This window comes from Renibacterium salmoninarum ATCC 33209, from assembly GCF_000018885.1.
Lineage (GTDB): Bacteria > Actinomycetota > Actinomycetes > Actinomycetales > Micrococcaceae > Renibacterium > Renibacterium salmoninarum.
In genome coordinates, this window is the sequence record NC_010168.1 from 2,669,458 (window position 1) to 2,683,394 (window position 13,937).

The 13,937-nt window shown below is 57.5% G+C and carries 9 protein-coding genes and 1 pseudogene; 3 read left to right on the forward strand and 7 right to left on the reverse strand.

Annotated features, from left to right (window positions below; genetic code table 11):
* Nucleotides 1-88: 88 nt before the first annotated feature.
* The 5 genes from RSAL33209_RS13170 to RSAL33209_RS13190 form a co-directional block, all read right to left on the reverse strand.
* Nucleotides 89-1,903 carry an ABC-F family ATP-binding cassette domain-containing protein gene (locus RSAL33209_RS13170; protein WP_012246358.1) on the reverse strand — a complete coding sequence of 605 codons (1,815 nt, stop codon included), beginning with the start codon at nt 1,901-1,903 and terminating at the stop codon, nt 89-91.
* 31 nt (nt 1,904-1,934) lie between these two features.
* Nucleotides 1,935-2,912, reverse strand: a complete 978-nt coding sequence (locus tag RSAL33209_RS13175) for a 4-(cytidine 5'-diphospho)-2-C-methyl-D-erythritol kinase (RefSeq protein ID WP_041684813.1) — start codon at nt 2,910-2,912, stop codon at nt 1,935-1,937.
* A gap of 96 nt (nt 2,913-3,008) precedes the next feature.
* The gene (gene rsmA / locus RSAL33209_RS13180; protein WP_012246360.1) at nt 3,009-3,902 is read right to left on the reverse strand and encodes a 16S rRNA (adenine(1518)-N(6)/adenine(1519)-N(6))-dimethyltransferase RsmA; all 894 of its coding nucleotides are present in this window, start codon (nt 3,900-3,902) and stop codon (nt 3,009-3,011) included.
* A 125-nt stretch (nt 3,903-4,027) separates the two neighbouring features.
* Nucleotides 4,028-5,182 carry a resuscitation-promoting factor gene (locus RSAL33209_RS19370; protein ID WP_012246361.1) on the reverse strand — a complete coding sequence of 385 codons (1,155 nt, stop codon included), beginning with the start codon at nt 5,180-5,182 and terminating at the stop codon, nt 4,028-4,030.
* Nucleotides 5,183-5,518: 336 nt separating this feature from the next.
* Complete coding sequence (locus RSAL33209_RS13190) at nt 5,519-6,472, reverse strand: TatD family hydrolase (protein WP_012246362.1); 954 nt, start codon at nt 6,470-6,472, stop codon at nt 5,519-5,521.
* 114 nt (nt 6,473-6,586) lie between these two features.
* On the opposite strand from RSAL33209_RS13190, the pseudogene RSAL33209_RS13195 reads away from it, so the two are divergent.
* From RSAL33209_RS13195 to RSAL33209_RS13205, 3 genes and pseudogenes are all read left to right on the forward strand, one after another.
* Nucleotides 6,587-7,618: pseudogene (locus tag RSAL33209_RS13195) on the forward strand (AAA family ATPase).
* A 14-nt stretch (nt 7,619-7,632) separates the two neighbouring features.
* Nucleotides 7,633-8,997: a DUF58 domain-containing protein gene (locus RSAL33209_RS13200; RefSeq protein WP_012246365.1), complete on the forward strand. Its 1,365-nt coding sequence runs from the start codon at nt 7,633-7,635 to the stop codon at nt 8,995-8,997.
* Between the two features lie 93 nt (nt 8,998-9,090).
* The gene (locus tag RSAL33209_RS13205; RefSeq protein ID WP_012246366.1) at nt 9,091-11,388 is read left to right on the forward strand and encodes a transglutaminase TgpA family protein; all 2,298 of its coding nucleotides are present in this window, start codon (nt 9,091-9,093) and stop codon (nt 11,386-11,388) included.
* Between the two features lie 29 nt (nt 11,389-11,417).
* Here RSAL33209_RS13205 and RSAL33209_RS13210 read toward each other — a convergent pair whose 3' ends face one another.
* Entirely contained in the window at nt 11,418-12,899 is a 1,482-nt protein-coding gene (locus tag RSAL33209_RS13210; protein WP_041684814.1) for an NAD-dependent succinate-semialdehyde dehydrogenase, read from the reverse strand.
* 120 nt (nt 12,900-13,019) lie between these two features.
* Nucleotides 13,020-13,883: a 16S rRNA (cytidine(1402)-2'-O)-methyltransferase gene (gene rsmI, locus RSAL33209_RS13215; RefSeq protein WP_012246369.1), complete on the reverse strand. Its 864-nt coding sequence runs from the start codon at nt 13,881-13,883 to the stop codon at nt 13,020-13,022.
* Nucleotides 13,884-13,937: the final 54 nt, after the last annotated feature.

A 13,937-nucleotide genomic window follows, 5' to 3' on the forward strand; every position in this document is an offset into this window, starting at 1 on the left:
TCGCGTCCCGGGATGCATTTTCGGCTTGCGGATGCGTAAAATTCGGCAAAATCCGCATCCGGATGCTGAAATTGCCTCCGTAAAGGCATTAGCCCAGAATTTCGGCGGCTTCCAACCATTCGAGTTCGAGTTCTTCTTTTTGCCCAGCAACATCTTGAAGTTCTTTGTTCAAACTGCCGAGTTCCTCAAAATTCCCACTCGTGGACGCGGTATCCATCTGGGCATGTAGGCGCTCTTCTTGCTGAGTGAGTTTGGAAAGTTGGTGCTCGATGCGATTCACGTCTTTGCGGGCCTGCCGCAGATCGGCTTCGGAAGCGCCAGCGGCCGACGACGGCGCAGCTGCCGCAGCCTCCGGCCGGCAGCTACCTTGCGTCGTGCTGAACCCGGAGCCAAGGCCCTGCTCCTTGCGCAGTTGCAAATACTGATCCACTCCACCAGGTAAGCCGCGCAATTTGCCATCCCCTAGCAGCGCGAGCTGGTGATCGGTAACTCGCTCCAGCAAATACCTGTCGTGCGAGACCACGACCAAGGTCCCAGGCCAGCCATCCAAAAGATCTTCTACCGCACCCAAGGTATCGGTATCTAAATCGTTGGTCGGCTCATCGAGCATCAAAACGTTCGGCTCACCGATCATCAGCCTGAGCAGTTGTAGCCGACGACGTTCACCACCAGAGAGGTCCCCTACCGGCGTCCACTGCTTCTCTTTGCTAAACCCGAGCTGTTCCACCAGTTGGCCGACGGTAAGCTCACGACCGCCAATTTGAACTACCCGTTTTTCCGCTTCAATAACTTCAAGAACTCGCATGTGCGCAATTGCATCGAACTCGGTGACTTCCTGATTCAGCACCGCGGTCTGGACGGTTTTACCCCGCTTGAGTCGGCCAGCATCCGGCGGAATCTGTCCGGCCAGCATCCGGAGCAAGGTGGATTTTCCGGCGCCGTTGACGCCAACAATGCCAAGCCGCTCCCCCGGCGCGAGCCGCAAGGTGATCCGGTCGAAGAGTCGCTTCTCGCCAAAGCCCAGGCTTACCTCTTCGAGGTCTAATACGTCTTTGCCCAGCCGAGCCGTTGCTAATCGGTTCAACGCCACCGAATCGCGAGGATCCGGAACATCTGCGATGAGTTGATTTGCGGCTTCGATCCGGAATTTCGGTTTTGCAGTTCGGGCCGGCGCGCCGCGGCGCAGCCAAGCAAGTTCCTTCTTAGCCAGTTGAACGCGCTTGTTCTCCACTACGGCGTTCATCCGGTCCCGCTCAACCCGGGCAAGCACATAAGCCGCATAGCCACCCTCGAAAGCATCTACGGTCGCGTCGTGAACTTCCCACGTCCGATTGCAAACTTCGTCCAGGAACCAACGATCGTGCGTGACCACCAAGAAGGCAGCTTCGTTGGCACGCCATCGCGTTTTGAGGTGCTCAGCGAGCCAAGCGACGCCTTCGACGTCGAGGTGGTTGGTGGGCTCATCGAGCATGATCACGTCGTGCTCGCCAATCAGCAATTTGGCCAGCGCCACGCGACGTTTTTGGCCACCAGAGAGCGCTGAAACCTTGGCGTGCCAATCCACTTCGGCGACTAAGCCACCCATAATGTCGCGGATTTTGGGATTAGCTGCCCATTCGTGTTCGGCAGCTTCGCCGACTATTGCCTCGCCCACTGTTGCCTCGCCGTCGAGCACGTCCGATTGGTCCAGGTAGCCAACTTCCAGCCCTCGGCGCGCGGCAACTCGGCCAGAGTTCGGCGTTTGCCGATTGGCCAGCAGCCGCATCAAGGTGGATTTACCGTCGCCGTTGCGGCCCACGATGCCGATCCGATCGCCATCTTCAAGCCCGATGGTGATCGATTCCAAGATGGTGCGAGTAGCGAATTGGACGGTGAGATTTTCGCCGCCGAGCAAATGGGCCAAGGGATTCCTTACAAACGTGCCGGTGCTGACGTCAACGCGTCAAGTCAGAAACAATTTTCGCACCATGGACCGGCGAATGCACAGCGAGCGCATTTTGCCCTGCCTCAGCAAGCCGATCAGCAAGTTCAATCGCATGGTTTTCATCGCGGGCCAGCATGGCCACAGTAGGCCCGGAACCGGAAACTAAACTGGCCAACGCGCCGTATTCAGCTCCCTGGTCAATCACGTCAGCTAGTTGCGGTGCCAGCTTGAGCGCAGCTGGCTGCAAATCGTTACCGAGCACCTGCGCCAAGCCAGCCGCATCCCCGCTGCGTAGCGCCTGCAAAATACGCGGGTTGATGCCCTCAGGCTCGCTGGGCTCAACGCCTTTGGTGACGCGCAGGCGGTCTAGAGCGGTAAAAACGGTCGGGGTTGAGAGCCCAAAATCGGCAAGAACCAATGCCCAGTGCAGCGGTCCTGGGGCCAGCGCAGGCGTCAGCTCATCACCAACGCCTAAGCCGACGGCGGCACCGCCTAAAAGCGCGAACGGAACATCTGCACCGAGTTCTGCGGCTAAATGCGCCAACTCTTCGCGGGAAAGCCCAGAGCCCCACGATGCGTCACATGCAAGCAAAGTGGCTGCGGCATCCGCTGAACCGCCGCCCATTCCGCCAGCAACCGGTACCCGCTTCGCGATCTCTAGATGGAGCCCGGTGGGGTGCTCGGTCACATCAGCCATCAATCGCGCTGCCCGCACAGCTAAGTTGCTCTCATCCAGCGGCACCGCGGCGTCCGAGGCCAATGTGCTGGCATCGTTTTGGCGCAAACTCACGGTGATCTCATCACCGGCGACACTCGTGGCCGAGACCTCTTCGTACAGTGAGACGGCCAAGTAGACGCTAGCTACCGAATGATAGCCATCAGCGCGCAACGGTCCAACAGAAAGCGACACATTAATTTTGCCTGGAGCTTTAGCCCGGACAGTCCGGCTGCGTGTGCCGCCTTCGGAGGTGGCAAGGGATGGCGTCATAGCCCCTAACTTATGGCACCGGGGCCGATGCATCCAACTAGCTCGACACGTTCTGGATAGCTCTGGCCCCAAAGGCGGCCAGATAGCTTCTGAAAGTCAGGCCAAGAAAGTTTTTTTGGCTTCAGCGATTCGGGAGAACGCGGCAATATCAAGCACCTCACCACGTGCCCTCGGATCGACTCCGGCCGCAATTAGGATCTGCTCAGCGTCAGCGCCGCTACCAGCCCACCCCGCGAGGGCCGCCCGCACAGTTTTACGTCGCTGGGCAAAAGCTGCATCAATCACGGCAAATACTTCACGGCGCTCCGCCCGGGTCTGCGGCGGTTCACGTCGAATGAATTCCACCAACCCGGAAGAAATTTTAGGCGCAGGCCAGAAGACATTCATACCAATGACGCCAGCTTTGCGCACCTGTGCGTACCAAGCGGCCTTGACGGAGGGTACCCCGTAGGTTTTGCTGCCTGGAGGCGCGGCAAGTCGGTCAGCTACCTCGTCTTGCACCATAACCAAACCGTGTTCAAGCGATAGGAAATATTCTAAAAGATGCAACACCACGGGCACAGCAACGTTATACGGCAGGTTGGCCACCAAAGCAGTGGGCTCTTGCGGCAGTTCGGTGACTTTGAGCGCGTCCGCAGTTACGACGTCGAACGCCCCGCTCTTCTCCGGCCGGAATTCAGAAATAGTCTGCGGCAGCCTGGCCGCAAGTTTCGCATCAATTTCGACGGCGACGACGTGCGCGGCAGCGTCAAGCAAGCCCAACGTGAGCGATCCTAGACCCGGGCCGATTTCCAGCACGGTCTCCGAAGGAGCTATTTTCGCAGCTGCCACGATGCGACGAATGGTGTTGCCGTCAATAACAAAATTCTGGCCAAGAGTCTTGGTTGGACGCACGTCGAGCTCCGCGGCGAGCCGTCGGATGTCCGCAGCACCGAGCAATGGGCGGTCAGTTGCTCGGGCGGAATTGGTTTCGTCAGGGGGCAAAGTCACTGCTGAAGTCTATCTCTTGCTCTCGCACTCTCGCGCTCGCCGCAACAGTTGAGGGGTCGTATTATGCCGCTAAAACTGAACCATAGCGGCATAATACGACCCCTCAACGGAGTGTAGAGATTTGGTTAGCGGCTAGCAGCGCCTGCACAACCCCAAGGACGCAAACCGGCCTTGGCGTAGTACGTGTTTGCTACCGCAATTTGCTGCTCACGCGAAGCCAAATCGGCGCGTGCTGCGTACTGGCCGCCACCGTTGGCATTCCAGGAACCAATATCGAACTGCAGGCCACCGTAGTATCCGTTACCGGTGTTGATAGCCCAGTTTCCGCCAGACTCGCACTGGGCGATTTTGTCCCACATTGCATCGTTTGCGGTGGGTGGCGGAGTTGCGCCGGTGTTGCCACTGGCTGCTTCTTGCTTGGGCCGGTCTTTGCCGCCGACTGAAACTTTTTCCGCCACCGGCTTCAACGTCACGTTTTCGCCAGTCTGAGTTCGGCTCACTTCACGGCCGTCAATGGTCACCACGTTGAAAGTCTTTTCGACCTTGCCCAATACCCCGGGCTGCGTGACTTTACGTTCGTCCTTGAACGCATCTGGATTGACTGTTTGCTCGCTTGAGAACGGCAGGTTTTCGGTGACGTTGACCGCGCCGTCGCTCTTGACGCGGGAAACCTTAATCACCATATTGGCCACAATTGGCGCAGCGGCCGGAACAGAGGTTACGTCGCCGGCATTGACTGCGACAGCTGCCGCACTCAATACGTCAGCAACGGTGCCAGCCGTCGTGGTTTGTGCAGAAGCCTTGCCGTCTACGACGATTTGAACTTTTTTCGGCGTGCTGATTGAAAGCTGTGCGCCTTCGGTGGCCAGCGCCGAATCTTTGGCCACACTCACGGAGGCGGCTGAGGCGATGCCCAGTTGGTTGACCAATTCGCTCACTTTGCCAGCGTTGGTTTGCACGACTGTCTGTGCGCCGTCGAGCGTGACCTTGACGTCTTTCGCAGTATTCACCGTGATGACGGTGCCGTCGGAAACGGCAGTCTCCGCGCTGGGAAATACCTTGTCACCGACTTTGGTCTCCACATTGGCAAGCTGTAGAACATCTTTGACGGAACCGCCGAAGGTCTGCACTGAAGTCTCAGTTCCGTTGACTGCTACCGTCACGGTTTTGTTCGTGCTGATGAACCCGACTAATCCGAGTACTAATGCTACCAGCACCAGCGATTGCCCGCCGACCTTAAGCCAGCTCAACTTTCCATTGGATGTGAAGAAGTTTGTCACCGTTACTCATTACTACTCAAGCATCCGGGCACGGGGACAAGCGCACAGCAAGCAACTACAGCGGATTGACCCGATGTTTTCACCAACTAATGCAACGCCTCTACACACAAGCCAGCGCAATTTTGGCCGCAGAAAAGCTAGTCTTTGTTGTCAAAAAATAGACAGCAAAGGCCAACATAATCGTTAATCAAAAGCGATGAACTTCGGTAGTGACAATGTCCGCAGGTCTTCCCCGACCCCGGCTATTGTTTTCCACTGTAACCGAACCGTGACATAAACTCCAAGAAAAATCACAGATTGGTGTGATCTGAGTCACTATTTAGTGATGGAAAGTGGTCACTCAGCACGCCACGGGCCGTAAACCCGCTCGGTATTATGCCGAAGCTGGATACAGAAATCGGCTAGCTCAACCGCCCGATATTCGGCTATTGCTCGCACGGTATAGGGCACCAAGTAGCTCGCGTTTGGTTGGCCACGGAATGGATGCGGAGTCAAAAAGGGAGCATCCGTTTCCACCATGATCAACTCCCGCTCAGCGAGGGCGAGCGCCTGACGTAATGGGTTGGAATTTTTAAAGGTTACCGTGCCAGCAAACGACATGTACCAACCATTTTCGTTACAGACCCGCGCCAATTCGGCATCCCCGGAAAAGCAATGGAAAACTACCGTCTCCGGGGCCCCCTCCTCGGCAAGAATCCGAAGCACGTCCTCGTGCGCATCTCGATCATGAATTTGCAGCGCCAAGCCCAATCGCTTTGCTAGATCGATATGCCATCGAAAGGAGTAGTGCTGACGGTCCAGTCCCTCCGCGCCAGTACGAAAATAGTCCAGGCCGGTCTCTCCAACCGCACGAATCCGCGGATGCGCGGCCATTTTTTCAATTTCAGCAAGCGCCTGTTCTAAGCCGCCCGCTTCAGCCAGCCGCGGGGCGTCGTTGGGATGAATCGCTACTGCGCCCAGGAGCCGTTCATCTGCTTCCACCGCTTGGACGGTGAACCGAGACGACTCAACATCGCAACCTACCTGGACTGCGCCTTGCACGCCGACGGCGGCCGCCGCGTCGAGCGCCTGGTGTACCGAAACTTCCACCAGTCCATCGCGGAAGTCTAAATGGGTGTGATTATCAATGACCGGTTCAGGTAGTGGTTCTGGCGCCACCGGATAAGCCAATTTACGACGTCGTCCGGTCTCATCTTGTGGTGAGCGTTGCAGGCCACCCCGGTCATCAAGGCCCAGCTGCCCTGGCTCAGCTTTGGCACGGTACGCTTCGGGCACGGTTGGCAAACTCATGGCCACTACTTTAGTCAGCCATCCTGATTTAGGTGGCCGCCTTGGGCGCAACCGACTTGCAGAACGAGTAACCTTGATCACACTAAGGTCGGTCCGGATTCGCACCGGGCAGAAATGGGGAGCACCAGATTGAGTCAATCACCATTCCAAGCTGAACAGAATCATCGTCTGCACGATGCGGCCGCCCTCGATTCAGCTCGCTTTCACCAACTCAGTGAAAGCATCCTCGCGCAGATAAATACCGTCATGGATGGCAAAGCGGACGCCGCGAGACTCGCCTTGACAGTCTTGTTGGCAGAAGGGCATCTGCTGCTTGAAGATGTGCCCGGAGTTGGAAAAACGATGCTCGCAAAAACTCTCGCGCGAAGCTTGGACTGTTCGGTCAGCCGGATTCAATTCACGCCAGATCTGTTGCCATCCGATGTGACTGGTGTTTCGATTTTCAATCAGGCTAAAAACAGCTTTGAGTTCCGGCCCGGCGCGGTCTTTGCCAATATCGTCATCGGCGATGAAATCAACCGAGCCTCCGCCAAGACACAATCGGCATTACTCGAATGCATGGAAGAGCATCAAGTCACCTTTGACGGGACCTCGTACTGACTGGCCGCGCCCTTTATGGTGATTGCCACGCAGAACCCGATTGAGATGGAAGGCACCTACCCGTTACCCGAGGCGCAACGCGATCGCTTTATGGTGCGAATCTCAATGGGTTACCCGGACGCTGCTGCCGAAATTGAAATGCTCGAATCGCATCAATCTTCCTCTCCACTCAATGACGTCCGTCCAGTGGCAAGCGCCGCTGAAGTCGCCGCAATGATCAACACCGTGCATGCGGTTTATGTCTCGCCCGCGGTGAAGCAATACATCGTCTCTTTTGGCAGAGCGAGCCGAGAAGATCCAAACATCCGCCTTGGCGCGAGCCCGCGAGCGCTACTCCAACTTTTGCGCGCAGCAAAAGCCACGGCAGCGCTTGCGCAACGAGACTTTGTTTTGCCAGATGATGTCGCCGCAAACGCTGAAGCAGTCCTCACACACCGAATCATCCTGGATCGAAAAGCCACCAGCTCAGGTCAGACGCCAGCCAGTCTGGTCAAATCAATTCTTAGCCGACTTCCGGTGCCGCAGCACAACGCCAAAGCAATCTGAGTAAGTTTCCGCCGATGGATTGGTCAAAAGCGCGAATTCTCACCCCGCGAGGCTGGGGGCTCGCCGGTGCGGGCTTATTTTGTATCTTGTTAGCGCAAATTATGGGCCGCAAAGACCTTTTAGTCCTTGGCCTATTCCTGATCTTGCTGCCGGTGCTTGCTGCCCTAGGTATCCGGCTGATGTCACCTAGTTTCAAGGTCTACCGAGAATTCACCCCTGCTGTGGTGGAATCCGACTCAAGCAGTACAGTCGATTTGGCCGTTGCTGGGCCGGCACGTTCTAGCGGTCGGGCCAGAATGCGTGAGACACTTCCGGCACGGTTCGGACGCTCACCGGAATTCTTTTACCCAGGCAGGGTACAGAACACCAACACAGCCGACGGCGACACCCGCAGCAGCAGGTACCAGTACCACGTCTGCTCCGGAATGCGCGGACAGTTTCCCATTGGGCCGGTTAGCGCTGAGCTCTCCGATGCCTTTGGGTTGAGTACTCACAGCAGGTCCCTACCGGGAATTGATCTGCTTACCGTGACCCCTCGCGCTTTAGAGCTACCGACAACAACAATTTTTGGCGCGCGAAGTTTCGACGGCGTGACGGCCACCCGCCAGCGAGCCAACCCCAGCGATGACGACGTGATGACCCGCGAATATCGCTACGGCGACGCCATGCGAAGGGTGCATTGGCCGGCCACCGCGCGGCACGGGCAGCTAATGGTTAGACAAGAAGAATCGGTCACGACGCCCGAAGCAACGCTGCTCATCGATCAACGCGCTAGCGCGTTTAGCCTGACTGAGGGCTTACCTTTCCGCCCCCGTGATGAAGAACATCCGGAGCTCAAAAGCTCGGCAACTTTTGAATGGTCTGTGGTAGCGGCAATGTCGATCTGCGCGCATTTAGTCGAGCGCAATTTTGACTTAAGACTATTGGACGTATTTGGCCGGCCAGGCTTGTGCAGGTCTCGTTCCGCACCAGAACCACTTGTCGAGGATTACAGCGGCTCCGCTGGTCTGGCCAGTATCGCCGAGGCCTTGGCTGCCATCGAGCTTCAAGAGGATGAAGTCTCCCGGGCCTTCAATGATTTGCTTCTGGATCGAATTGCGCTGAGTCGTCAGCGTGGACCGTTGATTGCGATCCTGGGCAATCTCAGCGTCGCCGAAGCCAAGACAGTGGCGATTGCCGCTGAAGGTAATACCGCCGCGTGTGCCATCGTAGTGACCCATCAGCCCGAAAAAGCCCATGATGCCTTGGCTACGCTGCGCCAAGGCGGTTGGCGCGCTATTGCGGTCAGCGAAAACACCGTTCTGCGGAACGCCTGGAGCTATTTCGATTCGCGACCGGTAGAAACCGCGGCAACGCAGATTGCCCGGGCTAGACCATGAGCGCTGCGCTAAAGACCATGATGGATAACGCTGGCTCTGCGCCGGCAAAAAACCAAAAAACAGATCAATCGACCAGGTTCAGCACCCTGGGCCTTGGCCGGTGCTATTTTTCTAGCCGTCTGCGGCACCTCGGTGGGCCTCTCCGGCGTGGTACGCGGCGGTACCTGGCTCATATTCATCGCCTTCACTGTGGGCACGGTACTTGCCGCGAGGGCATTGGCACGGACGCTACGCGCACCGGCCGCCTTGGTGCCGGTGGTTGGTGGCATTGCCCTTTTGCTGAAGCTAACTTTTGTCTTTTTCTCCAGCACCGCATTTCTGGCAATCATTCCGACGCCGGCCTCCTTCGATCAGCTTGGCACGCTCCTCAGCCAAGCCTCACAGACCGTGATCCGAGATACCGCTCCGGTTCAGGCCAGTAGCGGGGTGCTTTTAGTCATATGCTTTGGCACCGGCTTAGTTGCCATGCTGGTCGATGCGCTCGCGATAAGCGTGATGATGCCGGCGATCAGCGGCTTGGGCTTGCTGACCATCGCACTCATCCCGGCGACGGTTAAAGCTGAAAGTCTAGGAATATTTGGTTTTATCTTCGGCGCGTCCGGTTATTTGCTCATCCTATTTCTAGCCCAGTGGTATTTGACTGACAGTCAAAAGCGGCGCTCAGGCAGCGAAATGTCGCGGATCGCCGGTATCGGCGCCGGAGCGGTCGTGCTAGCTCTTTTAATTGCCTTAGTAACGCCTGGATTCAGCTCCGGCACGTTTCCCCAAGGTTCAAGATTGACTCCGTTCGGTCAGGTTGCGGGCCTTAGCCCGTTCCTGTCGCTGGGCAATGACTTGCGCAATCCGAGTGGTACCGGTGAGATCAACTACGCAACGACCGCAGCCAATCCGCCCTATTTACGCACGCTCACCATTGAGAGCTTTGAAGGCGACAGCTGGCAGCCAACGGATCGAAATGCGGAATACCAGTTGAATCCGGACATGATCCAAAATGACTTCATCGCGAGCGGAACCCAGTCGCAGAGCGTTCTTACCCAGATCAATCCGCTCAATTTTTCTGGCGATTGGCTTCCGGCGCCCTATGCACCGCAGCGAGTCACCGGGCTCAGCGGACGTTGGGTGTGGGACCCGAAGACCCTGGTGATTAAGGCACTTGAGCAAGGCGCGCTCGGCCAAAACTACCAAGTTCAAAGCATTGAACCAGTTCTGACCCCAGCAGTCCTTGAAACTGCAATCACGCCACCACGACCAAGTTTGGACCCAATCTTCATGGCGCTGCCGGCTAACACGCCGTCGATCATCCGTGAGACCGCACTCGATGTCACTGGGCGCTCGCCTACTTACTACGACAAAGCAATGTCGATCCAGCAATATTTGCGCGGCACTGACTTCAGCTACTCATTACAAGCTCCCGTTTCTGGCGGCTATGACGGCAGTAGCATGGACGCCTTGGCCAAATTCTTGCAGGTCAAGAGCGGCTATTGCGTGCATTTCTCGGCAGCGATGGCTGTTATGGCCCGCGAAGCAGGAATACCGAGTCGAATCGCAGTCGGCTTTGCGCCAGGTACGCCTACCGGTCAGACGGTGGAGGTAAATGGCGAGAAACTCACGCAATATCAGGTCGATGGCCGTTCCGCCCATGCCTGGCCCGAGCTCTACTTCGAAGGTATGGGCTGGGTTCCCTTCGAGCCCACGCCTTCTCGCGGCCAAGTACCCAGTTACGCTCAGTCTCCCCTCACACCCGACCCTGCCGATGCGCCGGAGCCAGAGCTCAGCAAGAAGCCGACAGCCACACCGCAGCCCAGTAATCTGCGCGTGCCGGCACCGCAGAGCGGCTCTGGGAATGCCGGGGGCACAGGCTTCAATGTTTTCTGGCTAGTTATTCCGTTGCTGGTCTTGGCAGTATTGGCGGCGCCAAGCCTCAGCCGGAACGCAGTCCGTAGGCGTCGGCTTTCCGCAATGGCAACCGCACATTCTGCTTGGTCAGAAATGCGTGATACCGCCTTCGACTTTGGCCTAGAACCGATGCGCAGCGATACGCCCAGGCGCTTTGCAGCACGCTTAGATCATTCGGGCTTGGCCGGAACCCCAGGCCCAGACGTGCATGCATTGGTCCAAAGCTTTGAACGTGCCATTTATGGACCGCCCGCGACGAAATCGCCGTTAGCAATTGACAGCGCGGAACTCGCAGAAGCGCGCTCCGCAATTTCGGCGCTTCACAAGAACGCGCCGTTCTGGGTTCGCCTCCGCGTTGCGCTCTTCCCCAGAACGTCAATTCGCCGACTGGCGAATTTGCTGTCCAAACCACTGAAATCGCAACCGGTCCGCCGTTTCAAAGCGTGGTTGGCTCGGGTGGGTGCCCGGTTGCGAAATCCGTTCCAAAAAACCTGAGCTACTTGACGCCTAGGCCTGGTTCTTGATTAGAGCTGAGCTGGGTCTGCGATGCCGATGTACTGGGTGTAGAGGTATTCTTCGATGCCCTCAAGCCCGCCTTCACGGCCCAGGCCGGACTGCTTAATTCCGCCGAACGGCGCTGCCGCGTTGGAAACTACCCCAGCGTTCAGACCGAGCATTCCGGTTTCTAGCTTCTCGCCGATCCGCAGACCTCGATTCAGATTCTGCGTAAAGACGTAAGCGACCAGACCGTATTCAGTGTTGTTCGCCAAACGAACTGCTTCATCCTCATCGCGGAAGGTCACGATAGGAGCTACCGGGCCGAAGATCTCTTCGGCCAAAATTCGCGACGACGCCGAAACATTGCTGAGCACTGTGGGCTGGTAGAAGTAGCCAGCACCAGACTCTGGTTCCCCACCCGTCAGGGCAACCGCGCCCTGCGAAACGGCGTCGCTGACCAGTTCATGAACTTTATCGCGGCTCTTCTGATCAATCAGTGGGCCAATTTTGGTGCTGTCTTCGATGCCTGGACCAGTTGTCATTTCGGCAACTTTAGCGGCGAACTTCCGGCCGAATTCTTCAGCGACCGATTCATGCACAATGAAACGGTTTGCGGCAGTGCAGGCTTCGCCCATATTACGGAGTTTCGCAATCATGGCACCGGCAACGGCGGCGTCCAAATCAGCGTCGTCGAAGACCACGAATGGTGCGTTTCCGCCCAATTCCATCGACGTGCGCAGCACGTTCTCCGAAGCATCAGCCAGCAGACGTCGACCAACTTCAGTCGAACCAGTGAAGGAGAGTTTACGTAGCCGGGAATCCTTGATGAGCGCACCCGTAGTGGCTCCGGCCGTCGTGGTGGGAATGACATTGAGCACGCCGGCCGGCAGCCCAGCCTCTTGCATGACCTGCGCAAAAAGCAACGAGGTTAGCGGCGTGAGATTGGCAGGCTTAAGCACCATCGTGCAACCAGCAGCAACTGCGGGCGCAATCTTGCGGGTGGCCATCGCTAGCGGGAAGTTCCACGGCGTAATCAGCAAACACGGTCCCACCGCCTTCTTGGTCACCAACAGCCGCGACTTACCATCGGGAGAAATCGAATAGCGGCCGAAGGCCCGGACGGACTCTTCAGAGAACCAGCGTAGGAACTCGGAACCATAGGTTACTTCGCCACGGGCCTCAGCCAGCGGTTTGCCCATTTCCAAGGTCATCAGTAGCGCGAAATCGTCGGCGCGCGCAGTCACAGCGTCAAAGGCGCGACGCAGAATTTCGCCGCGTTCGCGCGGCGCGGTCGCTGCCCAGGATTCTTGCGCGGCAACTGCGGAGTCAAGCGCCGCTGCGGCATCTTCAGCGCCTGCGTCCGCAATGTGCAACAAGATTTCACCTGTTGCCGGGTTCTCAACCCCAAAAGTCTTACCGCTGGCTGCCGGACGCCATTGCCCGTCGATGAGCAAGCCGGTAGGTACCGAGCCGAGAATTTGTGCAATCCGTTCAGCGGAAACAGCCATGGGACTTCCTTGTCTAAAGTGACTCATACTCAATGGCTTCACGCTATTGCGCTGCGTGGGCAGTGTCTATGCACTAAATGCAGCAGAACCTGTCTAGGTAATGTGCATTCGCACAATAGGTCAACGAGCTGTCCGCGCTGCAAGCACTGCTTCATACAATTCGCGTTTACTCACTGACGACGTTTCAGCCACCGCAGCAACGGCATCTTTGAGCCGCATCCCCTGGTCCGCGAGCGCTAATACGGCCAGTACTTGCTCTTCAGCGGAGCGAACAACACCGGTGCTTCCGCCAACGACGACGGCGATCTCGCCGCGGACTTCGTTCGCACCTGCCCATTGGTGTAGCTCACCAACGGTTCCCCGAAGCACTTCTTCATAGGTCTTAGTCAGCTCCCGAGCTACCGCGGCTTTGCGCTCGGCGCCAAAGCCTTCAACGAGCGCGGCCAACATCGTTTCCAGCCGGTGCGGGGCCTCAAAAAACACCAAAGTACGTGGATCAGCGGAAAGCTCGCGCAATTTGCTGGCGCGCTCCCCCGCCTTTCGCGGCAAGAACCCTTCGAAAGCGAATCGGTCAGTTGGTAAACCGGAGAGCGCGAGCGCGGTGAGTACCGCGGAGGGGCCAGGCGCCGCTGTCACTCGGACACCGGCAGCAATTGCAGTTTCCACCAGACGATAGCCAGGATCGGAGACGGCCGGCATACCGGCATCAGAAACCATCAAGAGATTTGCGCCCGCACGAACCTGCTCAATTAGTTCGGCCGTTCGGGAGGCTTCATTGTGCTCGTGATAGCTGAGAATCCGGCCTGGTACTGAGATTCCTAAAGCGGAGGCCAGCTTGAGCAGCCGCCGGGTGTCCTCCGCAGCAACTAGATCTGCCGTGGTTAGCCATTCAATCAACCTCGCCGAAGCATCAGCGTGATTGCCAATTGGCGTAGCGCCCAAAATAATCTGGCCGGCTGAATCGGCTTCCCTCGAGGATTGCATGCAACTAGCCTACGGGCAGCAAGGCTGCGATGCCGACGTCGAATGTCATTCTGT